Genomic DNA, 24524 nt, shown 5'->3' with positions numbered 1-24524 from the left:
ATTGGGTAGGGGGCTGCGAGGAGCGCCGCACTCATCACGACCCGGCCATCGCGCCGGGTTTTTAATGTCGGCGCGACTCGCTATCATCGACCGTCGATTTTTCTGCGTACCTTGTCATGGCCTTTTTCGAGTTATTCGACCAATTCATGAGAAGCATGCTGGCGGCCTGGATTTTTGTCGGTATCTGCCAAATTGCCCGTTTCGTCTTCTCGCACAACCACCCGGGGCTTACCGGGTGGGTCACCCTCGTCGGCCTGGCCTTTTTGATGGTCTACCCCTGTGGCTGGGACTGGGCTTCCGGCTTCATGGAAAACGCCTGGGTGGCGATGTGCAGGGTCTATCAGCATTCGGCGTCGCAACTGGCGCTGTTTCTGGCCGATGCGGCCGGCGCGGCCTTGGGCGGCCTGGTCGCTTACTTGATGTCGCGTTATGTCATGGCGGGTCCGGCGCCGTTGAAGCCGGCCGGCTGAGTATCGACAGCGATGAATCCCGGCCCCGTCATTGCGCGGGGCTTTTTATTGCCTGCGCAAAATCTCGCATGCCGTCTCCACCCTTGCCGGGGTTGCCGTCGACTGGCGTGAATCAAAGGGCTGTGCCTTACTCGAACTTCATTTACCGAGGGATGCGGCTATGACCGAGCGTCATTTGCATCACAGCGAAACGCTTTCAAATGGATGCACGATCAAGGTGAGGTCAGAGATCCTCAGGGATGGCTCGCTCAAGATGTTCATTGGCATCTACCAGCCCGATGGTCGCATTGTCATCGAAGACAATGATCTGGCCCCGGATGGCCTGGATATGGAGGATGCGTTCGAGTGGGGAATCGACAGGGCGAAAAGGATTGGCACCGGGCAGAAGGTTCAATGACCGGTAATGCCTGGGTGCTGGCTGGGTCGGTAATGACAGAAAATCAGGGTAAATTGGCCGGCCAAAGAACTGAATGGATGCCAAAGCATGTTCAAGTTGAACGCCCTGGTGCCGGAGCTGATCGTTTCGGACCTGAAGCAGAGTCTTTATTTCTATTGTGATGTGTTGGGTTTCAGGGTCGAGTACGACCGCCCCGAGGACAAGTTTGCGTTTCTCTCCTTTGGTGGTAGCCAGATCATGCTGGAGCAGGACTGGCCTGAGGATTCGCCCTGGCGCGTGGGGCCCCTGGAGCCTCCCTATGGCCGAGGCATGAACCTCTCCATTGAGTGTCCGGACGCGTTTGTACTGGTTTCGGCGCTTGAAGCCGCAGGCCATGCACTCAGGAGGCCCATCGAGGAACATTGGTATCGCAGCAACGATCGGCAGTTTGGCCAGAGGAATTTCCTGGTCCTGGACCCCGATGGCTACCTGCTTCGTTTCGCGCAAGATATAGGAATGAAATAGCTCCCAAACGGCACGAGAGGCTTGAACGGTGCTGCTGGCACCACGCCCTTTACCGATTTCATTACGGTGGAGGGGCGATCGCGATTCAGGCGTCAATGCCGTGGCCAGGCTTTCCATCCTGCAGAAGCGCTAAAGCCCCGAATGATCGGGGCTTTAGCGTGACCAATAGGCCGTAGTGTCGTGAGCAACCATCGGGCCTCGCAATCCTCACATGACCCGATGGTTGGCGACGCGCTTAGATCCGGTGGATCTGGGTAATGTGCGGCTTGCCTTTGAGCGGCGCGTAGATTTCCACGACCGCTTGCCAGCTGTTTGGCGAGCCGGGCAACGTCGCTTTCGTCTGATACCGATAGTTGGTGCCATTGACGATCTGGGACGAAACCAGTTCAGGCGTGTAGTTCACCCCCACGAACCCGGCCAGCGCTTCGGCGAATACTTTCTGATCCTCTGGAGTCAGTTTGTGATAAGGAGTCCATCCGCCAACGAAGTTTTCTTGAGCCGACATACGATATATCTCCATATATAAGTTCCTACTCGTCTGGCTTTTCGGAGTTCGCCCCGTTTATTGAATGGTTTCCGGAATCCATTGTGCGAAGTGGGTGTTCCGCACGGCTTTGTTGGTCATCGACCCGGGCCGTTGGGAAAACACCAATACGCGCGCGGGTTGCGCGAGGCGAGCCGTCAAGTGGCGGGCTGGCGCGAACCTGGAGTCCTGGAGGATAGGGGGGTGGTTGCCATCTTCAGATCCTTGTCCCTGGATAGAAAACGCCATCGCTGGGGGATGGCTGCCAGACTTCCGTGTCTTGTCAGCGGTGCTGCTGAGGCATGCCGGGAGCTGGCCTTAAGCTATCAAACAGCAGTGGAAAGTATGTCCGCATTCAGCCATGCGCGATGTATGTCGTTGGCTATTCATAAAACTGTCATCAAGAGCCGGCGTCGGCGACATGTCGGGCGCCTGGGTGAAGTGATGGGGTTTGGTCGGCAGAGGGCCAAAGACAGTTGTGCAACGTCGTAAAAAATACGGGGCGCCGGTGTGTCGGGGCGATCGGAAATCTATCCGCCAGAAACGAAAAAGCCCCGAATAATCGGGGCCTTAGCGTGACGAATATGGCGGAGGCGATGGGATTCGAACTCATGGACCTGTTACAGTCGACGGTTTTCAAGACCGTTGCCTTAAACCACTCGGCCACACCTCCGTTTTTGTTGCGGGCGCCATAATACCTGAATGAAACACACTGTCAAACTCTCTCCATGGTGTGTTGCAGAGCGTCTGTTATTATCTTTGCCACTGAACGTTTCAAACCAACAGGAGTGTCGCTATGCGCGAACAGGATTACGCAGTTAACAACGGCGTGCAGGCCGAGCAGCTAGAGGTTAGCCGCGTCCTGCGCAATACATACGGCTTGCTCGCACTCACTCTCGCCTTCAGCGGTGTGATGGCTTATGTGGCCCAGCAAATGCGGGTCGGCTATCCGAACATCTTCGTGGTGCTGATCGGTTTCTACGGTCTGTTCTTCCTCACCAACAAGCTGCGCGATTCTGCTTGGGGCCTGGTGTCGGCATTTGCCCTGACCGGCTTCATGGGCTTCTTGCTCGGCCCGATCCTCAACCGTTACCTGGGCATGCAGGGCGGCGCGGAAGTGGTCAGCTCGGCCTTTGCCATGACGGCCCTGGTATTTGGCGGCCTGTCGGCCTACGTGCTGATCAGCCGCAAGGACATGAGCTTCCTTAGCGGTTTCATCACCGCCGGTTTCTTCGTCCTGCTGGGTGCGGTGCTGGCGAGCATGTTCTTCCAGATCAGCGGCTTGCAGTTGGCGATCAGCGCGGGCTTCGTGCTGTTTTCCTCGGTGAGCATCCTGTACCAGACCAGCGCCATCATTCATGGCGGCGAGCGTAACTACATCATGGCGACCATCAGCCTGTATGTCTCGATCTACAACCTGTTCGTCAGCTTGTTGCAGCTGTTCGGCATCATGGGGCGCGACGACTGATTCCTCGTAGCCCTGAAACCGGAAAGCCCGCTTCGGCGGGCTTTTTGTTGTCTGCGATCTGGTGCCAAGCCAGGCGCCGGCCTCGGGGCTAGTCGGCGATGATCAGGCTGCCGTCGGCTTGTTGCTGGTAAATCGTATAGGGCAGCAGCAGGGTGTCGAGCACGCTGGAAAAGGCTATGTCGATCAGCATGCTTTGGGTCGAGGCCGGGCCGATGGTCGTTCTGCCATTTTCCGGGACGGGGGCGTGCAGGCTGCAGAAGTCGTAGGTCACGCCGCTGTAGATGCGCGGGACGCCGCCGCAGTAGGATTTGCGCTCCTTGAGCTTCTCGCTGGCCACCGAGTCTGCCCTGAATACCGTGTCGATGGTTCCGCAGCCGGCGAGCAGCAATACCGGCAGCAACACATAAGCGATTTTCATGGCGAGCATCCTTCCGTCGATGATGGCGGAGTCTAGAACCTTTTTTCCGATCCGGCGCCTGTCAATCCGCGTCTAGGCCATTGGCGGCAACCGCCGTTTCACCGGGCTTTTCTTGACGATGGCGGTATTGGTTTCCGCATAGTGGTTGAGGCGGTCGAGCAGGGTGTCCAACTGCTCCATGTCGCGCACATGCAGGCGTGCGATAAAACAGTCGTCGCCCGTGACCTTGTCGCATTCGGTGAATTCGGCAATGGCCAGGATCTGCCGTTCGACTTCTTGCAATTTCCCCGGCAATGGACGGATACGCACGATGGCCTGCAATTGATAGCCGAAGAACCGGGGATCGACTTCCACGGTATAGGCCTTGAGCACCCCGCGTTCCTCCAGGCGCCGCAGGCGTTCGGCGACGCTGGGCGACGACAGCCCGCTGATCTGCGCCAGGGCCTTGAGCGAACGGCGCGAGTCTTCCATCAGGGCGCTGATCAGCGCCTGGTCAATTTCGTCGATCATGCCAACCTCGTTAGGTGAAAACTCAAAGTCGCCTTGATAAAAAAGGTACAAGTCGATTTTAGCCTGCTGTTGCGTATTGAGCAGTGCAGGAGCCGATTGTCATACTTTTGGCTCTTGTTGAGGAGAATGATCATGGACCAATCGTTACGCCGCGGCTCGCTGGAAATGACCGCCGCCATGCTGATTTCCGGGACCATCGGCTGGTTCGTGCTGGTCTCCGGGCAGCCGGTGCAGGACGTGGTGTTCTGGCGCTGCGTGTTTGGCGCCGCGACCCTGTTGCTGATCTGCGCCGGCTTCGGCTTTTTGCGCCGCGGCCTGCTGACCCGCACTACCTTCCTGCTTGCGGTGCTCAGCGGGGTCGCCATCGTCGGCAACTGGGTGCTGCTGTTCGCCTCGTATTCCCGGGCCTCGATCGCCATCGGCACCGCAGTCTACAACGTCCAGCCGTTCATGCTGGTGGGGCTGGCGGCGCTGTTTCTCGGCGAGAAGATCACCGCGCAGAAGCTGTTCTGGCTGAGCATTTCCTTTGCCGGAATGCTGGCGATCGTCAGCGCCCACGGCGGGCAGGGCGCAGGCGGCAACGACTATCTGCTGGGGATCGCCCTGGCCTTGGGCGCAGCCCTGCTGTACGCCTTCGCCGCGCTGCTGATCAAGCGCCTGACCGGCACGCCGCCGCACCTGATCGCGTTGATCCAGGTCTGCACCGGCGTGCTGTTGCTGGCGCCCTGGGCCAACTTCTCCGCGCTGCCCGACGCGCCCGGCGCCTGGGCCAGCCTGCTGACCCTGGGCATTGTGCACACCGGGGTGATGTACGTGCTGCTGTACGGGGCGATTCAGAAACTGCCGACCGCGCTGACCGGCGCGCTGTCGTTCATCTACCCGATCGCGGCGATCTTCGTCGACTGGTTCGCCTTCGGCCATCGCCTGGAGTTGCTGCAATGGGTCGGCGTGGTCGCCATCCTGCTGGCGGCGGCCGGGATGCAGCAAGGTTGGAGCCTGGGCGGGCGCCGGCGGGCGGCGGCGCAGTAGCGCGTCGCGTAACCCGGAAGCAGGCAAGCGACCGCCGAAAGGCAGCAATAGCACCTGCTTATGGTAGGTGCAAATGAGAAGTAACTAGCCGATTTTCCAGCAGTTTGTTGCCTTGACAGGTGGGTATGCGCCACTAAGGTTTTAGATCACGGTGAAAGATTCAAGCGTAGCCCCTCGTTATTGATTCAACGGTTGCAAACCCTCAAGCCCGATTCGGGGTCGCCTGTCTTTTTTGCTGTGCAGGTGTGACATCTGCTGTCCTCGATTCGGCCAGGCAGATCGTTACCGAATGCCGCCGCGGCGGCGCATTCCAGGCAAGCGACGGCTCTCGCCTTCTACGGCGCGGGCGTAGGGGGGAACGGTCATGACGACTCGACGCAAAGTACCCGGTATTCGTGACTACGACGGCCCGGCGGGCGGCTGGGGGGCTCTCAAGGCCACCGCGACGGCGGTTCGAGAGCAGATGGATACGCTGATGGCGCCCATCACCCTGATGCGCACCAACCAGCCGGACGGCTTCGATTGTCCGGGCTGCGCCTGGCCCGACAAGGAGCACAAATCCACCTTCCAGTTCTGTGAAAACGGCGCCAAGGCGGTGACCTGGGAGGCGACCAACAAGCGAGTCACCCCGGAATTCTTCGCCAGCCATCCGGTCGCCGCGTTATTGCGGCGCAGCGATTACGAACTGGAGGACCTGGGGCGCATCACCCATCCCTTGGTCTATGACCGTGCCAGCGATACCTACCAACCCGTCGAATGGGAGACGGCGTTCGCGCGAATAGGCGAGATACTCCGTGGGCTGCAGCCAGAGCAGGCCGAGTTCTACACCTCCGGCAGGGCCTCCAATGAAGCGGCGTATCTGTATCAGCTGTTCATCCGGGAATACGGCAGCAACAACTTTCCCGATTGTTCCAACATGTGCCACGAGCCGACCAGCGTCGGGCTGCCGCGATCCATTGGTATCGGCAAGGGTACGGTGTCGCTGGACGACTTCGATGTGTGCGAACTGATCATCTCCATTGGCCACAACCCCGGCACCAACCACCCGCGGATGATGGGCACGCTGCACGAAGCCTCGCGGCGCAAGGTACCGATCATGGTCTTCAATCCGCTGCGCGAACGGGCGCTCGAGCGGTTTGCCGATCCGCAGAACATGATTGAAATGGCGACTTACGGTTCTACCCGGATCGCTTCGTCCTACTTTCAGGTCAAGGCCGGAGGCGACGCGGCGGCCATCAAGGGGATCATGAAGGCGCTGCTGGAGCTGGAACGAACGGTGGGCGAAGTCCTCGACCACGATTTCATCGCCCGGCACACCCGGGGTTTCGATGCGTTGGTGGCCGATCTGCATGCCACGGCCTGGCCCGATATAGAACAAGCCAGCGGCCTACGCCAGGCCGAGCTGGAAAAGGTCGCCGCCGCCTACGCAAAATCCAACGCCACCATCGTCACCTACGGCATGGGCATCACCCAGCACAACGAAGGCACGGCCAATGTCCGGCTGATCTGTGACCTGCTGATGTTGCGCGGCAACCTTGGCAAGCCTGGGGCGGGCATTTGCCCGTTGCGCGGCCATTCCAATGTCCAGGGCAACAGGACAGTGGGCATTACCGAGAAGCCGTCGCAGGCGTTTCTCGACAGGCTCGAGAACGTGTTCGGCTTCAAGCCGCCAGCGACCCACGGTCACGATGCGGTACAGGCGATGCAGGCCATGATCGCGGGCACGGCCAAGGCGCTGATTTGCCTGGGAGGCAACTTCGCCGTCGCCTTGCCCGATCCGGGCCAGTGTTTTCCGGCCATGGGCAAGCTCGACTTGAGCGTGCATATCGGCACCAAGCTCAATCGCTCCCACCTGCTGGTCGCCAGGGAGTCCTATCTGTTCCCTTGCCTGGGGCGCACCGAACTGGATGTGCAGGACGGGATGCGGCAGTCGATCACCGTCGAGGACTCGATGTCGATGGTTCACGCCTCGGCTGGCAAGCTGACCCCGGCCTCCGAGTTCCTGCGCTCGGAGCCGGCGATAGTGGCCGGCATCGCCCAGGCCACGCTGCCGGACACCAAGGTGCCCTGGCAGGCACTGGTGGCCGACTACGACAAGATCCGCGACCTGATCGAGAAAACGGTGCCCGGCTTCGAAGCGTTCAACCAGCGCATTCGCGTGCCGGGCGGGTTCCGCATGCCGTTGCCGCCCACCGAGCGCATCTGGCTGACCCCGTCAGGCAAGGCCGAGTTCTTTGTCTTTCCCGGGCTGCACGAAGACAAGGTGGTCGATGGCGCGGACGTGCTGCGCCTGATCACCCTCCGCAGCCATGACCAGTACAACACCACCATTTATGCCATGGACGATCGTTACCGCGGGGTGTTCGGCCGGCGCGACGTGCTGTTCATGAACCCGGCGGACCTGGATGCCCGTGGCCTGGCCCACGGCGACCTGGTGGATATCGAGACGGTCACCCGGGGCCGCAAGCTGCGCTACGAGAAAATCACCGCGATCGAATACAAGATTTCCCCCGGCACGGTCGCGGCCTATTACCCGGAAGCCAACCAGTTGGTCCCATTGGACTACATCGATGTGGACAGCGGGACGCCGTCCTACAAATCGATCCCGGTGCGGATTGTGCGCTCGGTGCCGAACTGACCAGGGCGATCCAGGGAAGGCGGGCGCGTAAGGCGCCCTTTTTCCCTGGACAGATTTCCGTGGCGCAAGGCGTGTTGCCCTGCGCCAGGGCGACGGCAGGGCAGCGATTGTTTGCTACTCTGCGATTCTCCCATCCCGCTCCGTCGAGTACAGAACATGCCTCTAGCCGACGCCAGTCCCGAGCCGCAATCGGTCTGCAACCCGATTACCCGTAGCGCGATCTTTCTCGTCGCCACCCTGGCCCCCGGCGACGATGCTGCCGCCAAGGTCCGTGGCTGGTGCGAAGACGTCGCGGGCCTCACGCGATCGGTCGGCAAGCGGGTTCCCGCGGGAAATCTGTCGTGCGTCTGCGGCTTCGGTTCGACGGCCTGGGACCGGCTTTTCGGCGGTCCGCGCCCGGCCTCGCTGCATGGCTTTCGCGAGTTCGGCCCGCCAGAACGTCGCGCACCGGCGACGCCTGGCGATATCCTGCTGCACATTCGCGCGGACCAGATGGACCTGTGTTTCGAATTGGCCACGCAGTTGATCTCGGCCCTGGGCGAGGCGATCGCGGTGGTCGACGAGGTGCAGGGGTTCCGCTACTTCGATATGCGCAGCATCATCGGTTTCGTCGACGGCACGGAGAATCCGGTGGGGCGCAAGGCCGTTGAGTTCACCCTGGTCGGCGATGAAGATCCGTCCTTCAGGGGCGGCAGTTACGTGCTGGTGCAGAAGTACCTGCACAACATGAACGCCTGGAACGATCTGTCGGTCGAGGCCCAGGAACGGGTGATCGGCCGCACCAAGCTGGCCGATATCGAGCTCGACGATTCGGTCAAGCCGAGCTCTTCCCACAGTGCCTTGACCACCATCACCAAGGACGGTGAGGAGGTGAAGATCTTGCGCGACAACATGCCGTTCGGCCGGCCGGGGGCAGGGGAGTTCGGCACCTATTTCATCGGCTACGCGCGTTCGCCGGAACCTCTGGAACTGATGCTGGAAAACATGTTTGTCGGCCGGCCGGCGGGCAACTATGACCGCCTGCTGGATTTCAGCACCGCGGTCACCGGCGGCCTGTTCTTCGTGCCTTCGGCCGACCTGCTGGAAGCGCTGGCCGAACGGCAGCCCTGATCCGGCCGCGCGCTCAGATCTTCCAGTGTTCGGCGGTTTTTGCCAGGCGCTGGCGCATCTCGTTGAGGTTGGCCACCAGTTGCCGGGTCAGCAGGCGGTAGCCGTCGAGCGCGCTGTAGACCCGGGTGTCGGACGTTGAGGCCGGCGGCCCATCCAGGGGCCGCCCCAGGCGTTTGGTGGCGCCGGATTGCAGGGCGCGGGCCATGCCGACCAGCTGTACCCGCACCTGGCGGTGCTCGTGTTTCAAGACCGCTTGCAACTGCTCGCGGGCCTGCGGCTCGCTGAGGTCCGGGCGGGTGTTGCCGAGGATTTCCAGGGTGCTGAAACACATGCGCAGGTTGCGCTGGATGGCGTCCAGTTCGGTCATGGAGATCCGCACTTCCTTGGACACCGAAGGCATCAGCGAGCGCAGTTGCAGCAGCTTGCCGTTGAGGCGTCCGAGGAGTTTCAGGTGTTCGTCGTCAGTCATCGACTGGCCGCCGATGATGCGTCCGTAGAGGGTGGCGCAGTCGCGCAAGGCGCTGGCCAGGTTGTAGCGCCAGGAATACACCGCGTACAGCGGGATGGCGAAGGAAAACGCCAGGGCCAGGGCGATGCCGATCAGGATATCGACCGCGCGCCACAGGCCGTCGCTGACGTGGTTGTCGCCGTGGCCGGCGACGATGAAGACGGTGATCGCCGCCAGCAGTGCGGTGTAGCCGCCCTTGCCGATGGCGTGATAGGAGAAGTAGCCGCACACCGCCGACATGCCCAGGTAGGTCAACCACGGCAGGCCCAGGTAGTCCTGCTGCACCACCAGCACCAGGCCGACGCCCGCGCCGACCAGGGTGCCGATGGCCCGTTCCGCGGCCTTCTTGCCGATATTGCCGTGGTGCTGCAAACCGCCGATCACCACCAGCATGGTCACCGACGCCCATTCGCCGTGAGGCAGATTGAGGCCGGTGGTCAGGCCGATGGTGGCCAGCAGTCCCAGGGCCACGCGTACCGCGTGGATCAGCTTGGCGTACCGGTAGCGCCGGTACGGGTCCAGCACCGGCAGCAGGAGTCGGCGCAACAGCGGCGGCAGGCGCCAGGAGCGCCAACGGTTCAGCAGGTCCAGAGGGAGCTCTCCTTGTTCTAGAAAATGTAATCGGTGGTCAGGAAGCTCGACTCCCGGTTACGGATGATGTCGCTGATCAGCGCCTTGTTGCTCTCCTGGAACTTGGTGGCCACCAGGGTGCGGATCGAGAAGGTGCGCAACGCGTCATGCACAGACAGCGTGCCCTCGGCGGAGTTCTTGCGCCCGTTGAACGGGTAGGTGTCCGGGCCGCGCTGGCACTGGGCGTTGAGATTGATCCGCCCGACCTGGTTGGCGAAGGCGTCCACCAGCGGCCCGACCTCCGCAGGCTCGGTGCCGAAGATGCTCAGCTGCTGGCCGAAGTCCGATTCCAGGACGTAGTCGATCACCGTTTCCAGGTCGCGGTAGGGCACGATCGGCACCACCGGCCCGAACTGCTCCTCCTGGTACACGCGCATCTGGCTGTTCACCGGGTACAGCACCGCCGGGTAGAAGAACGAGGCCCGCGCTTCGCCGCCGCCGGGGTTGACCACCTTGGCGCCCTTGGCGACGGCATCGGCCACCAGCGCGTGCAGGTAGTCGACCTTGCCCGACTCCGGCAGCGGCGTCAGCGCCACGCCCGGCTCCCAGGGCATGCCGGGCTTGAGGCTGAGCAGCTTGGCGTTGAATTTCTCGATGAAGGCCTCGACCACGCTTTCATGGACGAAGAGGATTTTCAGCGCGGTGCAGCGTTGCCCGTTGAACGACAGCGAGCCGGTGACCGCTTCGTTGACCGCGTTATCCAGGTCGACTTGCGGCAGGACGATGCCGGGGTTTTTCGCGTCCAGGCCCAGGGCGGCGCGCAGGCGATGCGGCTTGGGGTGGAGTTTTTTCAGGTCGCTGGCGGCCTTGTTGGTGCCGATGAAGGCGAAGATGTCGATCTTGCCGCTGGCCATCAGCGCGCTGACGGTTTCCCGGCCGCTGCCGTAGATCACGTTGATCACCCCGGCCGGGAAGCTGTCACGGAAGGCTTCCAGCAGCGGACGGATCAGCAGCACGCCGAACTTGGCTGGCTTGAACACCACGGTGTTGCCCATGATCAGCGCGGGGATCAAGGTGGTGAAGGTTTCGTTCAGCGGGTAGTTGTACGGGCCCATGCACAGCGCCACGCCCAGCGGCACGCGACGGATCTGGCCGAGGGTGTCCTGCTCCAGCTCGAAGCGGCTGGAGCGGCGGTCGAGTTCCTTGAGGGCGTTGATGGTGTCGACGATGTAGTCGCAGGTGCGGTCGAACTCTTTTTCCGAGTCCTTGAGGTTCTTGCCGATTTCCCACATCAGCAGCTTGACCACTGCCGAGCGCTGTTCGCGCATGCGCCCGAGAAAGGCTTCGACGTGCTGGATGCGTTCGGCCACGCGCATCGTCGGCCAGGCGCCCTGGCCACGGTCGTAGGCACGCACGGCGGCGTCGAGGGCAGTCAGGGCGGTGTCGGCGTCGAGCAGCGGGGTGCTGCCGAGGATCACCTGTTCGTCGCCGGCGGCGGTGCTCAGGTACACCGGGCTGCGGACCAGGGCCAGGGGCCCGTTCCAGGTGTGCAACTGGCCGTCGACCAGGTACTCGCGTTGCTCGACCTGGCCGTCCAGGCGGTATTGCTCGGGAATATCGGCGGCAACGGGAAACAGCGTGTTCAACAAAGAGGCTGTGGTCATGACTCTATTCCGTAATGGCGATGGGCAAGGCACCGGCGGGCCGGGGAGCGGGCCGGTGCTGACGGTCGAGACGGGTCTCCAGGGATGTTTCTACGGGTATACGCCCTGGCGTCTCGGGTCTTGGGCTCTGTACAAAAAGTGGCTGTGCTCGGCCATGCTGCGTTAAAAACAGGCTCAGAATGCTCATTTAGGAGCCTAAACTCCGCTTCTTCGCCTGTTTTTGCCTTGCCTGGCCTTCGCTCGCCGACTTTTTGTCCAGGCCCTTAGCAAAAAAGCTGGGCCAAAATGGCGGAAAGTCGTGCGGTAGAGCGGTGATGGTGTGGTTCTTTGGGCCAAGAGTAGCCGCTTTTTCCCCAGGAAAAACAGCCTTTGTTTCAACCGGCGCCGAACAGCTGGCGGATCAGGTTCGGCGTGCTGCCGGTCCAGCGCTTGAATGAACGACGAAAGTTCGCCGCGTCGTTGAAGCTCAGGTACTCGGCGACTTCCTCGTTGCTCAGGCCCTTGATCCGGTACAGGTACAGCGCCACATGCTTGCGCACCAGGTCCGCCTGTTGCTGGAAACCGCTGTGGTGCTTGTGCAGCTTGCGCTTGAGGGTCGCCGGGCTCATGGCGAAGGCCTGGGCCGTCAGTTCCAGGCTCGGTGCCTGGCGCACATGGCGTTGCAGGTAGCGGTAGACGTCGTCGAGAAAGCTGCTGGCGAAGCCCAGTTGTTCGACCTGGGCCCGGGCTTCCTGGCGCGCCACCTGGCCGGCGGTGGCCGAGGCGTTGGGCCAGGGCCGGGTCAGGTATTCGCGGGGGATACGCATCAGGTCCATGGGCTGCTGGAACAGCGTGTGCTCGCCCAGGTGCACCCAGTACTGCTCGACATACCGCGGCTCGGCATGGCTGAAACTGCATTCCCAGGGCAGGCGCTGGCCGCTCAGCCACTGACTCATGGCCACCACCGAGGTCATGCTGGCCTCCAGCAGGAAGCGCCATTGTTCGCCGGCGCCGCAGCTGTCCAGCCAATAGAAGTAGGCGTACTTGTCGTCCAGCAGCAAGCGCGGGCCGGCCAGCGGGCTGAGCAGCGCCTGCTGTTGCGCCAGGGTGTCCAGGGCCTGGTGCAGGTTCTGCGCATGGCGCAAGGCATGGCTGGCGGCGCCGTAGTGCCCGGGCAGCAGGCGCTGGCCGAACAGGAAGCTGCTGTCGTCGGCGTCCAGCAGGCGCCGGCTGTTGTCGATCAGGCCGAGAAACTGCTGCGGGCTGAGGCGGGTCTGGCCGGCCAGGATGTCCTCGTGGAACAGCCCGGTGCCGCGCAGCAGGCGATGGCTGTCGATGTCTCGCGACAGCGCCAGGTCGATCAGGCTCGCCGGCTGGTAATGCCCGGGGATGAAGCGGCTGTCGATTTCGTACCCGCTGGTCTTCAAGGTCATGGCCGGGCCTCAGGCGCTTTTCGCCAGCGGCGGCTTGGCCCGGGCGAGGGCCAGGTTGAGGCGCTTGAGCAAGGCTTGCGGCGTCTCGTCCAGCGCCATCACCACCGCGGTGCAGGCCGACAGCTGCAAGCGTTCGCCGTGCTGGCGGGTCTTGTGCGCCAGGCTCTGCACCGCCTGTTGCAGCTCCAGGGCCAGCAGCCGTGCCTGGCGCTCGCCGGTGTTCGGCAGCAGCACCACGAAACGGTCGCCGGCCAGCCGGCAGAGCAGGTCCTGGCGGCGCAGGTTGAGCAGCAGCAGATGACTCAGCGCTTGCAGCACCGCGTCGCCCTCGGCGTGGCCGAAGTCCTGGTTGATCGCGGCGAAATGGTTCAGGTCCAGGGCCAGCAGCGACAGCGGCTGCTGCTGACGCTGGCTGTCTTGCAGGCTGTCGGCCAGCTGACGCTTGAGGTAGTCGGCGCCGCCCAGCGGGGTGAGTTTGTCGAACAGCCGGTGCTCGCGGAACAGCCGTTCGCGTTTTTCCATCTGGGCGCTGATCGCCAGCTGTTCGCGGTGCCAGTGGTAGATGCCGATGGTCAGCAGGACCATGCCCAACGGCATCGGCCCGGACTCCAGCCAGTGATCCCAGGTGATGCTGTCGGGCAGGCGGATGAACTCGTCGAGGCTGTCGATCCACCAGGAGAAAAAGATGCACGACAGGCCCAGCGCCAGGTAATTGGTGACCCGTCCCGCCGGCCGGCTTTTCAGCACCAGCCCGAGCCAGGTCAGGACCAGCAGCGCGGTGCCGCCTTCGCCGACGATGTCCAGCCAGACCCACTCATCGACGGTTTTCAGCTTGCCGAAGGCCAGGTGCAGGAGCAGGCCGAAGTTGGCCGCCAGCAGCAGGGCGGCGAGTTTCCAACGGTGGGGTTTGAGCACTGAGAACATGGCCGCGATCCTTTGGCGAGCAAGCAATGCGCGCCAGCACAGCAGATGGATGTGACAGCCGGGTGACGGCGGCGAAGCGGGTGGGGGAGGTCGAATCAGCTCACCGCCGTGGCGCGTTTTTTTGCGATTCGGCGAGGTAGCAGCGGCGTGGCCGCCGACGTCATCGCGAGCAAGCTCGCTCCTACAGAGGGACCGCGATACCTGTAGGAGCGAGCTTGCTCGCGAGACGCGGCCCGATCACCGCAAACCAAGGCACAGGGTCAATTCAGCTCACTTTGCCCCGCAACCTCCACGCAAAACCCGGTTTGCACGGTGCCTCGCCGACCCCTGTCACAGAACCGTCATTCGCCGCCCCTAGCGTGCCCTCCCAGTTGCCGGGCCCTTTGCCTGGCCCGACCGGACTCTTGGGGGAGGACCATCATGTACAAGCGCAGCAGCACCGCCGGCCTGCTCGGTTTCACGCTCACCGCCCTGGCCATGGCGATTGCCAGCGAACGCCTGAGCGCCGCCGAAGCCGCGGCCGCCGAACACGTGGAAGTGGTCGGCCAGGCCGCGAGCATCGACTCGGCGCTCAAGGAGCAGCGCAGTGCCGACAGCATCAAGAGCGTGGTGCATGCCGACGGCGTGGCCCAGTTGCCCGATGAGAACGTCGCCGAAGCGGCACAGCGCCTGCCGGGCATCAGCGTTGAGCGCGACCAGGGCGAAGGGCGTTTTGTCAGCGTGCGCGGCCTGGGCCCGGACCTTAACAGCGTGACCATCAACGGCACCCTGGTGCCGTCCCCGGAGAGTGAGCGCCGCGCCGTGGCCCTGGACGTGCTGCCGTCGGAGCTGGTGCAATCGCTGTCGGTGATCAAGACCCTGACCCCGGACATGGACGCCAGCTCCCTGGGCGGCACGGTGGATGTGCAAAGCCTCTCGGCCTTCGATCACCAGGGCCTGTTCTACACCGGCAGCAGCGAAGCCAGCTACGACCGCAACACCCGCCAGACCAGCCCGAAATTCTCCGGGGCGATCAGCGACCGCTTCAGCCTCGGCGACGGTATCGACAACTTCGGCGTGGCCGCGGCGCTGAGCTGGCAGAAGCGCGACTTCGGTTCGGACAACGTCGAGACCGGCGGCGCCTGGGACTTCCAGCAAGGCGCAAGGCTCGAGGAGTTCGAGCAGCGCGACTACGACATCAGCCGCGAGCGCGCCGGCGGTGGCCTGAACTTCGACTACAAGCCCGACGACTTCAGCCGCTACTACCTGCGCACCCTGTACAGCCGCTACAAGGACAGCGAGACGCGTAACGCTACCAGTATCGAGTTCGCCGAGCCGCAGGCGGCGGGCGAGTTGGGCGACGCCGAAGGCCAGCGCCGGCTCAAGCAGCGCGAAGAGACCCAGGAAATCCAGTCCTACGTGTTCGGCGGCGAGCGCCTGTTCGGCCTCTGGACCCTGAGCGGCCAGGCCGGCTACAGCCGCTCCAGCGAAGACAGCCCGGGGCATATCGCCAACGCGGTGTTCAAGGGCAACGACGATTTCGCCGACAGCGGTTTCTACGACAACGACAAGCCGCGGCCGATCATCGGCGAGGCGTTCTACAACCCGTCCAACTTCAGCCTGGACAAGGTCGACTGGGAAAAGCAGCGCACCACCGACACCGAGAAAAACCTGCGCCTGGACCTGGCCCGCGACTACGACCTCGGCGGCTATGCCTCCCAGGTCAAGTTCGGCGGCAAGATCAGCCGGCGCGACAAGGACAACGACCTCGACGCCTGGGTCTACGAAGACTTCGACGACCTGGGCTTCAGCGACGAGCAGCTCAACCTCGGGCGTTTCCAGAAGGGCAATGTCGACTATCGCCTCGGTCGTTTCGGCCCGGGCATCAGTGGCAGCGCGGTCAAGCAGTTGATCGGCGGCCTGGGCCGCGACGGGTTTTTCGACGAGACCGAATCCCGGGTCAACGACTTCACCATCCGCGAAGACATCAACGCCGGCTACCTGATGAACACCCTGGATATCGACGACTGGCGTTTCATCGCCGGCCTGCGCTACGAAGGCACCGAGTTCGAGGCCAAGGGCACCGGCGCCACCGACGGCGAGTTCCAGTCCACCCGGACCAAGCGCAGCTACCACCATTGGCTGCCGGGCCTGCACGCGCGCTACCAGCTGGACAAGAACACCCAGGTGCGCGCCGCCTGGACCAAGGCCGTGGTGCGCCCGACCTTCGGCCAGCTGGCGCCGGGTTTTGTCATCGACGATGACGAAGCCACCTTCGGCAACCCCGACCTCAAGCCGCTGGAGTCGAGCAACCTCGACCTGGGCATCGAGCACTTCATGGGTCGTGCCGGCACCGTCTCGGCCTTCGTGTTCTACAAGGACATCAAGAATTTCGTCTACAACACCGACCTGGCCGGCACCGGCGCCTGGACCAACTTCTCCGAAGCGCACACCTTCGCCAACGGTGACAGCGCCAAGCTGTATGGCCTGGAGCTGGCCTACTCGCAGAAATTCGATTGGCTGCCGGCGCCCTGGAACGGCCTGCTGCTGGGGGCCAACGCCACCTTCAGCCGCTCCGACGCCGAGATCAAGGGCTTCGACGCCGCCAGCGGGGTCAACCGCACGCGCAGCATCGACCTGCCGAACCAGTCGGACACTGTCGGCAACCTGATGCTGGGTTGGGAAAACGACAAGCTCAGCCTGCGCCTGTCGGCCAACTACAAGTCGGACTACCTCTACGAGCTGGCGTCGATCGACGACAAGGCCCACGACCTGCACGTCGATGCCCAGACCTTCGTCGACTTCAGCGCGCGCTATTCGCTGACCAAGAACCTGCAGGTCAGCTTCGAGGCGCAGAACCTCACCGACGAGCCGTACTTCGTCTACACCGGCCACCGCTCCTACAACGGCCAGTACGAGGAATACGGCCCGACCTACAAGCTCGGCCTGACCTTCACCCACTTCTAACCCACCCCCACACCCTGTAGGAGCGAGCGTGCTCGCGAAGCTCTTGAACGATGACGCGGGCTGTCTGGAAGCTCGCGGTGTCTTGAGGTTTTTCGCGAGCCAGCTCGCGCCTACTGGGGCGGTTTGCCCAACAAGGATTTTGCCTGCTCATGAAACGTTCCTACCTGTACCTGCTGATGGCGGCAATCACCTGCGGCCAGGCCCTGGCCGCCGACCTGGCGCTGAGCCCCTGGGCACCGGCCCTCGACGCCCAAGCCGTCGCCTTCCTGCCCAACGGCTCCGAACGCCTCGCCGCGAGCAGCCGCGATGGCCTGTTGTTGCTGGATGCCAAGGGCGCCGAACTGGCGCGCTTCAAAGGCCACTTCAGCAGCCTGGACAGCCGCGCCGCCGGCCCCCAGGTGCTGGTCGCGAGCCTGGACGACGACCGCCAGCAAGCGCTGCTGGTCAGCCTCGATCCGCAACGTCGCCAATGGGGCCAGCCGCTGTACCTGCCGGCGCGGGATTTCCCGGTCAACGGCCTGTGCCTGTACCGCGACGAAGCCAGCAACCTGTTCCTGTTCCTGGTCGGCGAGGAGGGCAAGGGCGAGCAATGGTTGGTGGGGGCGGGCGCGCAACTGAACGCGACGGCGCAGCGGGTACGCGGCGTGCCGCTGCCGCCGGCGGCGCAGTTCTGCCAGGTGGACGACGGCGCCAACCGCTTGCTGGTCAACGAAGAGAACGTCGGTTGGTGGGCCTACCCGGCGCATCCCGAGGCGCAGGTCGAGCGCCAGCCGGTGGCCCTGCGCGTGCCCTTTGGCGACATCGACAAAGCCGCCGGGGCCATGGCCCTGGTGCCGGGCGGCGTGCTGGCGCTCGACCCCAAGGCCGCGCGGTTGCACCTGTATCAGCAGGACGAGCATCAGCAGCCGACGCAAGGCTGGTCGGCCAAGGCCACGCTGGCGCTACCGGGCCTGAAGGAGCCGGAGGGCCTTGCCGTGCGAGCCAGCGGCAACGGCCTGCAAGTGCTGCTGCGCGACGATGACGACGGGCGCCTCTACCAGGGCCAGCTGGACTGGCAAGCCGCGCCCGTGCCGCTGGCGCCGGTGCTGCCCAATGTGCCAGCCCTGGCCCAGAGCGAGCCGGTGGGGCGCCAGGGCGATGCGGCAGACGACCCGGCGATCTGGATTCATCCGCGGCAACCGGCCCTGAGCCGGGTGCTGGGCACCAACAAGAAACAGGGGCTGCTGGCCTACGACCTGCAAGGCAAGCTGCTCCAGGAACTGCTGGTAGGGCGCCTGAACAACGTCGATGTGCGGCCGAATTTCAGGCTCGGCACCCAGGTCGTCGACCTGGCGGTGGCGAGCAATCGCGACCGCAACAGCCTCAGCCTGTTCAGCATCGACCGCGCCAGCGGCGAGCTGCGCGAAGCCGGGGAGATCCCCACGCCGCTCAAGGAAATCTACGGCATCTGTCTGTTCCAGCCGGCCAGTGGCGAGCTCTACGCCTTTGCCAACGGCAAGGACGGCAGCTTCCTGCAATACCGTTTGCGCGCCCCCGACGGTCGGGTCCAGGGCGAGTTGGTGCGCCAGTTCAAGGTCGACAGCCAGCCCGAAGGCTGCGTCGCCGACGACCAGCGCCAGCGCCTGTTTCTCGGCGAGGAGGACGTTGGCGTATGGGCGGTGGATGCCCGCGCCGACCAGCCGGCGGCCTTGAGCAGCGTGATCAAGGTCGGCCCGCAGCTGCATGCCGACGTCGAGGGCCTGGCGCTGTACCAGAGTGAGGCCCATGACTACCTGGTGATCTCCAGCCAGGGCAACGACAGCTACGTGGTGCTCGACGCCGAGCCGCCGTTCGCCTCGCGCGGGGCCTTCCGGGTTGGCCTGAATGCCGCGGCGGGTATCGACGGCGCCTCGGAAACCGACGGCCTGGAAGTCACCTCGGCCAACCTGGGCGGGCCCTGGAGCCGCGGTTTGCTGGTGGTCCAGGACGGGCGCAAGCGCATGCCCGAGCAGACCCAGAACTTCAAGTTCGTGCCCTGGAGCGACGTCGCCGGGGCGCTGAAGCTGCCCTGAGCCCGGCTGTCATCAACCCGTCATCCCTCTTCAATCGAATAGCCTCGGGCCGGCGCGCACGCACGGCCCGGCGCACAGGCAAAGGAGTTTCACCATGCAAGCGACACTGGAACACATTACGATCTGGGGGCTGATCAGCGATGCCAGCCTGTTGGTCAAGGCGGTCATGCTCACGCTGTTGCTGGCGTCGCTGCTCAGCTGGTACCTGATCGTCCGGCGCGGCAGCGTGCTTCAGCGTAACGAGCGCCAGTTCGAGGCGTTCGTCCAGCGCTTTCGCACCAGTGCCGAACTCGCCTCGCTGTACCGCGAAAGCCAGCAGCAGGTGGACGGCGAGGGCGGCGTCGAGCCGATTTTCCAGGCCGGTTTCCAGGCCTACAACCAGCTGCGCCAGCCGGGCAACAACCCGGCCGGGGTGGTGCTCGAAGGTGTGGAACGCTCGCTGTACGTGGCCATCAGCGAGCAGGAAGTGCAGCTGGAAAAGGGCTTGCAGTTCCTCGCCACGGTCGGTTCGGTCAGCCCCTATATCGGCCTGTTCGGCACCGTGTGGGGGATCATGAACGCCTTCCTCGGCCTGTCCCAGGTGCAGCAGGCGAGCCTGTCCACCGTGGCCCCGGGTATCGCCGAAGCGCTGATCGCCACCGCCATCGGCCTGTTCGCGGCGATTCCCGCGGTGATCGCCTACAACCGTTTCGCCGCCCGCGGCCAGACCCTGCTGACCCGCTACTACGCCTTCGGCAACGAGTTGCAGGCGCGCCTGCACCGCCAGCTGCACGGCGCGCCGTCGAACCTGGCCGTGGCAGCCTGAGAGGAGAGTGCAGATGCTAGTCAGGCCGCAACGCAAGCACGGGCCCAAGGCCGAAATGAACGTGGTGCCCTATATCGACGTGATGCTGGTGCTGCTGGTGATCTTCATGGTCACCGCGCCCATGCTCACCCAGGGGGTGAAGGTCGAGCTGCCCAAGGTCGCCAGCGAAGCCCTGGCCACGGATACCCGGCAGCAGATCCTGACCCTGTCGGTGCAGGCCGGGGGCGGTTACTACTGGAACCTCGGCGACGAGCTGGATACCGGCCACCGCACCGATAGCGCGGTGGGCCTCGACGAGATGCGCGCCAAGGTGGCGCGGATAGTCGCCACGCACGGCGACACCCAGGTCTATATCCGCGCCGACCAGGACGCCGGCTACGGCCTGGTGGTAGCGGCCATGGCTGCGTTGCAGCAGGGCGGGGTGAGCAACCTGGGGCTGGTGACCGAGGCCCCGCAATGACGGCGATGATCATGCACAGTCCGCAGCAGACCCTTGGCGATTTTTCCCTGCAACCTCGGCGTCGGCGCTGGCAGCCCCATGCGCTGGCCGCGACCCTGGCGGTGGCGCTGCACGCCGGGGTGCTGGCGCTACTGATCGCCGGCTGGTCGGTGGAGCCGCCGGCCGTCGAGCCGCCGACGGCGCTGCGGACCCAACTGGTGATGCTGTCGGCGCCGCAGCCCGAAGCGCCCGAACCGATGCCGCTTTCAGCGCCGGTCGAACCCGCGCCGCCGGAGCCGGCGGTCGCAGCGCCGGTCGAACCGGTCAAGCCCAGCGTCGATCCCCAGGTGCAGGCGCGAAAGCTCGAGCAGGCGGCGCTGGCGCGCAAACGCGTCGAAGAACAGAAACGCGAACAGCTGGCCGAGCAACAGCGCGAACGCCAGGCCAGCGACCAGCGTCGCCGCGACGCCGAACAGCAGCGCCTGGCCCTCGAGCAACAGGCGCAACAGCAGGCCCAGCGCGCCGAACAGGCCCGCCTGGCCGCCGAACGCGCCCGGCAACAGGCCGCGGCCGACAGCCGCCAGTACCTGCCCCTGAGCAAGGAGGCCCCGGACTACCCGCAGCGCGCCCTGGACAAGCACATCGAAGGCGACTGCACCGTGGAATACAGCGTCAACCCGCAAGGCCAGGTGGAAAACCCCAAGGTGCTCGACGGCTGCCACCCGCTGTTCATCCGCCCCTCGCTGACGGCGGCCAACACCTTCCGCTACCAGCCGCGCCTCGTCGACGGCCAGGCGGTCAGCGTGCCGGCGGTGCGCAACACCTTCCACTACCGTATCCAATAACCCGCGCCATCCCGGTTGGCTCCGCGTCATCGTTGACGTTTTTCGCGAGCAAGCCTAGCTCCTACAGAGACATACGCGGCTCGCTGTTGTAGGAGCGCAGCTTGCTCGCAATAGCCGCGCCGCGGCGCTCCCCAGGCACCGCGTCATCGTTGACGTTTTTCGCGGGCAAGCCTCGCTCCTACAGAGACATACGCGGCTCGCTGTTGTAGGAGCGCAGCTTGCTCGCGATAGCCGCGCCGCGGCGTTCCCCAGGCACCGCGTCATCGCTGAGTTTTTCGCGGGCAAGCCTCGCTCCTACAGAGACATACGCGGCTCGCTGTTGTAGGAGCGCAGCTTGCTCGCGATAGCCGCACAGCGGCGCTCCCCCAGACAGCGCGTCATCGCTGAGTTTTTCGCGGGCAAGCCTCGCTCCTACAGAGACATACGCGCTCGCTGTTGTAGGAGCGCAGCTTGCTCGCGATAGCCGCGCAGCGGCGATCCCCCAAGCACCGCGTCATCGCTGAGTCTTTCGCAAGCAAGCTCGCTCCTACAGGACTTGCGGGCCTGCCAAGGCAGCAGGCAATCGAGATTGCAGAGTTGTTAACGCACAGGGTCCGCTACGCGACTAGCTCAACGTAGCTCGACTCCCCACCTCCGGTTGCGCCCGACAACCATCCCCAGACGAAGGTCAGTGTGGTGCGTCCTGCCTGATCGACGCCTACCGTGCCGCGAGACCAGCCGGCAAGCAGTTCGCCATCGTTCGTTAAGCACTGATAAAGCAGTTCAATGGTATCGGGGCCTGTCACGCGCCCGACTTGCTGACCCAGGTGGATTCGGCCGCCTTGGTAAGTGCCCGAAATGGCATTGCCCTCGACCTGGTAATGAAACACGGTGCCCGTTCCGGATAGCCCGTGGGTGTTGGCCGCTACGGCAAATCGGCGATTGTTCAAGCGCTCGTTGATGGTCAAAAAAGGGGCTTCCATAAATGCTGTGTCCTTGAATGAGTCGAGATGTTCTGTTTCAGCCGTTGCCGATCCTAAGCCACCTTGTCACTACGGAAAAAGTCCTGCTTTGACTCCTTTGGAGCGGTGAATCCTCGACGATCAGAAACGGGGCGAGCTCGTACCTGTTGGCGCTGCCTTGTGCAGGAGCTTGTTCGCGATAGCCACGCAGTGGCGCTCCCCCAGCTCCGCGTCATCGTTGACGTTTTTCGCGAGCAAGCTCGCTCCTACAGGACCTGCGCATACCTCGCTTTTTGTAGGAGCGCAGCTTGCTCGCGATAGCCGCGCAGCGGCGTTCTTCCAGGCACCGCGCGGGTCTGGCCGCAGATGCCCCCTTCGATGTCCCGCAATGCCCTCGGGGCGTTGTAGCGCCTGGCTTAGTGTTGCTCTGTGCTGATCCCGTCCATCGCCAGAGAGGAACACCATGCCGGCAACCCAGCTTCTGTCCTTCACCCTGTCGGGGCCTCCCTGGCGCCTGGCGGCCTTGCTGCTGCTCGGCGGGCTGCTCGCGGCCTGCGGCGATAAGCCCGCGCCGCCGCCCGCCGCCGCGGTCCAGCGAATGCCCGACGACCCGGCGCTGGCGCGGCTCTACGACAGCAGCTGCAAGCTCTGCCACGCCAACCCGGCGTCCGGCGCGCCGCTGACCGGCGCGGTCCAGGCCTGGCAGCCGCGTATCGCCCAGGGCGCCGACACCCTGCTGGACCACAGCATCAACGGCTACAACGGCATGCCGCCGATGGGCCTGTGCATGCAGTGCTCCGAGGAGCAGTTCCTCGCCCTGATCCGCTTCATGTCCGCACAAGACCTCCCATAATCCGGCACAGGGCCATTGGCATGACCATGCACCTCACACGACGTCAGTTGTTGCAACGGGCCGCGGTGGCCGGGACCTTCAGCGCGCTGGCCAGCAACCCGCTGCTGGCCGAGCTTACGCGGGCGCCGCGGCTGATTCCCTGGCGCAACTGGTCCGGCGCGCAAAGCTGCCTGCCCCTGGCGCGGGTGGCGCCCAAGGACCTGGACGAACTGGTGCAGGTGGTGCGCCAGGCCCCGGGCAAGATCCGTCCGGTGGGTTCGGGGCATTCCTTCAGCGCCCTGGTGCCCACCGACGGCACGCTGCTGTCGCTGAGTTTCTTCAGCGGCCTGCTCAGCCACGATGCCGCCACCTTGCAGGCCGAGTTCGCCGCCGGTACGCCGATGTCGCGCATGGGCGCGCCGCTCAAGGCGGTTGGCCAGGCCCTGCCGAACATGGCCGACATCGATTACCAGACCCTGGCCGGGGCCATCTCCACCTCGACCCACGGCACCGGCGTCGGCTTCAAATCCTATTCGGCCCAGGTCCGCGGCCTGCAACTGGTGACCGCCAGCGGCGAGGTGCTGGAGTGCGACAGCCAGCGCAACGCCGAGGTCTTCAGTGCCGCGCGGGTGTCCCTCGGCGCCCTGGGCGTGGCCACCCGGGTGCGCTTGCAGAATCGCCCGGCCTACCGCCTGCGGGAAAAACAGTGGATCGCCAAGACCGAGGAACTGCTCGAAGAGGTACCGAAAAACACCCGCGAGAACCAGCACTGGGAAATGCTGGTGGTGACCCACTCCGACTACGCGCTGTCGATTGCCCTGAACGAAACCGAGGACCCGGCGACCCCGCCCGTGGACCCGGCCGAGGAGGGTGGCAACGCGTTCGTCAGCCTGATCGAGAACCTCGACAAATACGTCAGCGACTTCCCCGAGACGCGCCGCCTGTTGCTCAACAACCTGCGCCACTTCGCCAGTTTCGACGAGCGGGTGGGCGACTCCTACGAGGTCTACGCCAATGTGCGCAGCGTGCGCTTCAACGAAATGGAGTACTCGGTGCCGGCCGAGCTCGGCCCGGCGTGCCTGCGGGAAATCCTCAAGCTGATCCGCGACAAGGACCTGCGCACCTGGTTTCCCATCGAGTACCGCTACGTGCAGGCCGACGACATTCCCTTGAGCATGTTCGAGGGCCGCGACAGCTGTTCGATCTCGGTGCACCAGCACTACGCCATGGACCACCACAATTTCTTTGCCGCGGTCGAGCCGATTTTCTGGAAGTACGCCGGCCGCCCGCACTGGGGCAAATTGCACAGCCTCAACGCCCGGCAATTGCAGGCGCTGTACCCGCGCTGGCAGGAATTCGCCCGGGTGCGCGCGGCGCTGGACCCCACCGGCAAGTTCCTCAATGCCCACCTCTCGTCCATCCTGGGCCTGGCTTGAAAAGGGAGAAAACCCCATGAATCGACGCAACTTCCTGCTCGGCAGCGCGGGCGTCGGCGTGTTGCTGGCCGGCATCGGCGCCTG

Annotated in this window: 22 protein-coding genes and 1 tRNA gene; 14 read left to right on the top strand and 9 right to left on the bottom strand. The window is 64.2% G+C overall.

All coding sequences use genetic code 11. The features are described from left to right. Window positions 1-116: 116 nt before the first annotated feature. From BTN82_RS18160 to BTN82_RS18150, 3 genes are all read left to right on the top strand, one after another. Window positions 117-470: a hypothetical protein gene (locus BTN82_RS18160; RefSeq protein ID WP_075120498.1), complete on the top strand. Its 354-nt coding sequence runs from the start codon at window positions 117-119 to the stop codon at window positions 468-470. 160 nt (window positions 471-630) lie between these two features. After that, window positions 631-867, top strand: coding sequence for a hypothetical protein (locus BTN82_RS18155; protein WP_075120497.1), 237 nt, complete (start codon window positions 631-633; stop codon window positions 865-867). An 87-nt stretch (window positions 868-954) separates the two neighbouring features. Then, complete coding sequence (locus tag BTN82_RS18150; RefSeq protein ID WP_075120496.1) at window positions 955-1371, top strand: bleomycin resistance protein; 417 nt, start codon at window positions 955-957, stop codon at window positions 1369-1371. Window positions 1372-1606: 235 nt separating this feature from the next. Here the strand turns inward: BTN82_RS18150 and BTN82_RS18145 are convergent, their stop codons facing one another. Then, a complete protein-coding gene (locus BTN82_RS18145) occupies window positions 1607-1876 on the bottom strand; it encodes a hypothetical protein (protein ID WP_075120495.1) in 270 nt (89 codons plus the stop codon). A 603-nt stretch (window positions 1877-2479) separates the two neighbouring features. Then, window positions 2480-2567 (bottom strand) — tRNA-Ser (locus BTN82_RS18140). Between the two features lie 123 nt (window positions 2568-2690). On the opposite strand from BTN82_RS18140, the gene BTN82_RS18135 reads away from it, so the two are divergent. Further along, window positions 2691-3362 (top strand): Bax inhibitor-1/YccA family protein, encoded by a 672-nt coding sequence (locus BTN82_RS18135; protein WP_044463823.1) that lies wholly within the window; start codon window positions 2691-2693, stop codon window positions 3360-3362. Between the two features lie 88 nt (window positions 3363-3450). Here the strand turns inward: BTN82_RS18135 and BTN82_RS18130 are convergent, their stop codons facing one another. Both BTN82_RS18130 and BTN82_RS18125 read right to left on the bottom strand, forming a co-directional pair. Then, entirely contained in the window at window positions 3451-3780 is a 330-nt protein-coding gene (locus BTN82_RS18130; RefSeq protein ID WP_075120494.1) for a YceK/YidQ family lipoprotein, read from the bottom strand. A 72-nt stretch (window positions 3781-3852) separates the two neighbouring features. Further along, entirely contained in the window at window positions 3853-4290 is a 438-nt protein-coding gene (locus BTN82_RS18125; RefSeq protein WP_075120493.1) for an Lrp/AsnC family transcriptional regulator, read from the bottom strand. A gap of 132 nt (window positions 4291-4422) precedes the next feature. Here BTN82_RS18125 and BTN82_RS18120 point away from each other — a divergent pair, with 132 nt between their 5' ends. From BTN82_RS18120 to BTN82_RS18110, 3 genes are all read left to right on the top strand, one after another. Further along, window positions 4423-5319 carry a DMT family transporter gene (locus BTN82_RS18120; RefSeq protein WP_075120570.1) on the top strand — a complete coding sequence of 299 codons (897 nt, stop codon included), beginning with the start codon at window positions 4423-4425 and terminating at the stop codon, window positions 5317-5319. Between the two features lie 364 nt (window positions 5320-5683). Continuing rightward, complete coding sequence (locus tag BTN82_RS18115; RefSeq protein ID WP_075120492.1) at window positions 5684-7957, top strand: FdhF/YdeP family oxidoreductase; 2274 nt, start codon at window positions 5684-5686, stop codon at window positions 7955-7957. Window positions 7958-8113: 156 nt separating this feature from the next. Beyond that, window positions 8114-9067 (top strand): Dyp-type peroxidase, encoded by a 954-nt coding sequence (locus BTN82_RS18110; RefSeq protein ID WP_075120491.1) that lies wholly within the window; start codon window positions 8114-8116, stop codon window positions 9065-9067. A gap of 13 nt (window positions 9068-9080) precedes the next feature. Here BTN82_RS18110 and BTN82_RS18105 read toward each other — a convergent pair whose 3' ends face one another. The 4 genes from BTN82_RS18105 to BTN82_RS18090 all read right to left on the bottom strand — a co-directional run bounded on the left by BTN82_RS18105 (window position 9081) and on the right by BTN82_RS18090 (window position 14145). After that, window positions 9081-10121, bottom strand: a complete 1041-nt coding sequence (locus tag BTN82_RS18105) for an FUSC family protein (RefSeq protein ID WP_075120490.1) — start codon at window positions 10119-10121, stop codon at window positions 9081-9083. A 62-nt stretch (window positions 10122-10183) separates the two neighbouring features. Next, a complete protein-coding gene (locus BTN82_RS18100) occupies window positions 10184-11809 on the bottom strand; it encodes an NADP-dependent glyceraldehyde-3-phosphate dehydrogenase (protein WP_075120489.1) in 1626 nt (541 codons plus the stop codon). 374 nt (window positions 11810-12183) lie between these two features. Beyond that, window positions 12184-13221, bottom strand: a complete 1038-nt coding sequence (locus tag BTN82_RS18095) for an AraC family transcriptional regulator (protein ID WP_075120488.1) — start codon at window positions 13219-13221, stop codon at window positions 12184-12186. A gap of 9 nt (window positions 13222-13230) precedes the next feature. After that, window positions 13231-14145: a GGDEF domain-containing protein gene (locus BTN82_RS18090; RefSeq protein ID WP_075120487.1), complete on the bottom strand. Its 915-nt coding sequence runs from the start codon at window positions 14143-14145 to the stop codon at window positions 13231-13233. Between the two features lie 420 nt (window positions 14146-14565). Between BTN82_RS18090 and BTN82_RS18085 the strand changes: the two genes are divergently transcribed. The 5 genes from BTN82_RS18085 to BTN82_RS18065 all read left to right on the top strand — a co-directional run bounded on the left by BTN82_RS18085 (window position 14566) and on the right by BTN82_RS18065 (window position 21231). Continuing rightward, on the top strand, window positions 14566-17091 hold the full coding sequence (locus tag BTN82_RS18085) for a TonB-dependent receptor (protein ID WP_075120486.1): 2526 nt from the start codon (window positions 14566-14568) through the stop codon (window positions 17089-17091). A 149-nt stretch (window positions 17092-17240) separates the two neighbouring features. After that, entirely contained in the window at window positions 17241-19142 is a 1902-nt protein-coding gene (locus BTN82_RS18080; RefSeq protein WP_075120485.1) for a phytase, read from the top strand. A 94-nt stretch (window positions 19143-19236) separates the two neighbouring features. Beyond that, window positions 19237-19947: a protein TolQ gene (tolQ, locus tag BTN82_RS18075; protein WP_075120484.1), complete on the top strand. Its 711-nt coding sequence runs from the start codon at window positions 19237-19239 to the stop codon at window positions 19945-19947. A 13-nt stretch (window positions 19948-19960) separates the two neighbouring features. Continuing rightward, window positions 19961-20407: a protein TolR gene (gene tolR / locus BTN82_RS18070; RefSeq protein WP_075120483.1), complete on the top strand. Its 447-nt coding sequence runs from the start codon at window positions 19961-19963 to the stop codon at window positions 20405-20407. Continuing rightward, on the top strand, window positions 20404-21231 hold the full coding sequence (locus tag BTN82_RS18065) for an energy transducer TonB (RefSeq protein ID WP_075120482.1): 828 nt from the start codon (window positions 20404-20406) through the stop codon (window positions 21229-21231). The genes tolR and BTN82_RS18065 overlap by 4 nt, the downstream gene beginning before the upstream one ends. 596 nt (window positions 21232-21827) lie before the next feature. Here BTN82_RS18065 and BTN82_RS18060 read toward each other — a convergent pair. Then, the gene (locus tag BTN82_RS18060; RefSeq protein WP_075120481.1) at window positions 21828-22193 is read right to left on the bottom strand and encodes a hypothetical protein; all 366 of its coding nucleotides are present in this window, start codon (window positions 22191-22193) and stop codon (window positions 21828-21830) included. 442 nt (window positions 22194-22635) lie between these two features. On the opposite strand from BTN82_RS18060, the gene BTN82_RS18055 reads away from it, so the two are divergent. Continuing rightward, window positions 22636-23025, top strand: coding sequence for a c-type cytochrome (locus BTN82_RS18055; RefSeq protein WP_075120480.1), 390 nt, complete (start codon window positions 22636-22638; stop codon window positions 23023-23025). Between the two features lie 86 nt (window positions 23026-23111). Next, window positions 23112-24440, top strand: a complete 1329-nt coding sequence (locus BTN82_RS18050; RefSeq protein WP_186828418.1) for a D-arabinono-1,4-lactone oxidase — start codon at window positions 23112-23114, stop codon at window positions 24438-24440. Window positions 24441-24524: the final 84 nt, after the last annotated feature.

The sequence above is a fragment of the Pseudomonas chlororaphis genome (genome assembly GCF_001921865.1).
Classification (GTDB): domain Bacteria; phylum Pseudomonadota; class Gammaproteobacteria; order Pseudomonadales; family Pseudomonadaceae; genus Aquipseudomonas; species Aquipseudomonas chlororaphis_D.
Note: the sequence above shows the minus strand (reverse complement) of the source record. Positions and strands in the feature narration are given on the sequence as shown.

What these genes read in the sequence shown, in the direction of transcription:
- BTN82_RS18115 (WP_075120492.1), top strand. Translation starts at nt 5,684, where the DNA reads ATGACGACTCGACGCAAAGTACCCGGTATTCGTGACTACGACGGCCCG.
- BTN82_RS18080 (WP_075120485.1), top strand. Translation starts at nt 17,241, where the DNA reads ATGAAACGTTCCTACCTGTACCTGCTGATGGCGGCAATCACCTGCGGC.
- BTN82_RS18065 (WP_075120482.1), top strand. Translation starts at nt 20,404, where the DNA reads ATGACGGCGATGATCATGCACAGTCCGCAGCAGACCCTTGGCGATTTT.
- BTN82_RS18085 (WP_075120486.1), top strand. Translation starts at nt 14,566, where the DNA reads ATGTACAAGCGCAGCAGCACCGCCGGCCTGCTCGGTTTCACGCTCACC.
- BTN82_RS18110 (WP_075120491.1), top strand. Translation starts at nt 8,114, where the DNA reads ATGCCTCTAGCCGACGCCAGTCCCGAGCCGCAATCGGTCTGCAACCCG.
- tolR (WP_075120483.1), top strand. Translation starts at nt 19,961, where the DNA reads ATGCTAGTCAGGCCGCAACGCAAGCACGGGCCCAAGGCCGAAATGAAC.
- BTN82_RS18055 (WP_075120480.1), top strand. Translation starts at nt 22,636, where the DNA reads ATGCCGGCAACCCAGCTTCTGTCCTTCACCCTGTCGGGGCCTCCCTGG.
- BTN82_RS18145 (WP_075120495.1), bottom strand. Translation starts at nt 1,876, where the DNA reads ATGTCGGCTCAAGAAAACTTCGTTGGCGGATGGACTCCTTATCACAAA.
- BTN82_RS18100 (WP_075120489.1), bottom strand. Translation starts at nt 11,809, where the DNA reads ATGACCACAGCCTCTTTGTTGAACACGCTGTTTCCCGTTGCCGCCGAT.
- BTN82_RS18060 (WP_075120481.1), bottom strand. Translation starts at nt 22,193, where the DNA reads ATGGAAGCCCCTTTTTTGACCATCAACGAGCGCTTGAACAATCGCCGA.
- BTN82_RS18135 (WP_044463823.1), top strand. Translation starts at nt 2,691, where the DNA reads ATGCGCGAACAGGATTACGCAGTTAACAACGGCGTGCAGGCCGAGCAG.
- BTN82_RS18095 (WP_075120488.1), bottom strand. Translation starts at nt 13,221, where the DNA reads ATGACCTTGAAGACCAGCGGGTACGAAATCGACAGCCGCTTCATCCCC.
- BTN82_RS18150 (WP_075120496.1), top strand. Translation starts at nt 955, where the DNA reads ATGTTCAAGTTGAACGCCCTGGTGCCGGAGCTGATCGTTTCGGACCTG.
- BTN82_RS18160 (WP_075120498.1), top strand. Translation starts at nt 117, where the DNA reads ATGGCCTTTTTCGAGTTATTCGACCAATTCATGAGAAGCATGCTGGCG.
- BTN82_RS18120 (WP_075120570.1), top strand. Translation starts at nt 4,423, where the DNA reads ATGGACCAATCGTTACGCCGCGGCTCGCTGGAAATGACCGCCGCCATG.
- BTN82_RS18155 (WP_075120497.1), top strand. Translation starts at nt 631, where the DNA reads ATGACCGAGCGTCATTTGCATCACAGCGAAACGCTTTCAAATGGATGC.
- tolQ (WP_075120484.1), top strand. Translation starts at nt 19,237, where the DNA reads ATGCAAGCGACACTGGAACACATTACGATCTGGGGGCTGATCAGCGAT.
- BTN82_RS18125 (WP_075120493.1), bottom strand. Translation starts at nt 4,290, where the DNA reads ATGATCGACGAAATTGACCAGGCGCTGATCAGCGCCCTGATGGAAGAC.
- BTN82_RS18090 (WP_075120487.1), bottom strand. Translation starts at nt 14,145, where the DNA reads ATGTTCTCAGTGCTCAAACCCCACCGTTGGAAACTCGCCGCCCTGCTG.
- BTN82_RS18130 (WP_075120494.1), bottom strand. Translation starts at nt 3,780, where the DNA reads ATGAAAATCGCTTATGTGTTGCTGCCGGTATTGCTGCTCGCCGGCTGC.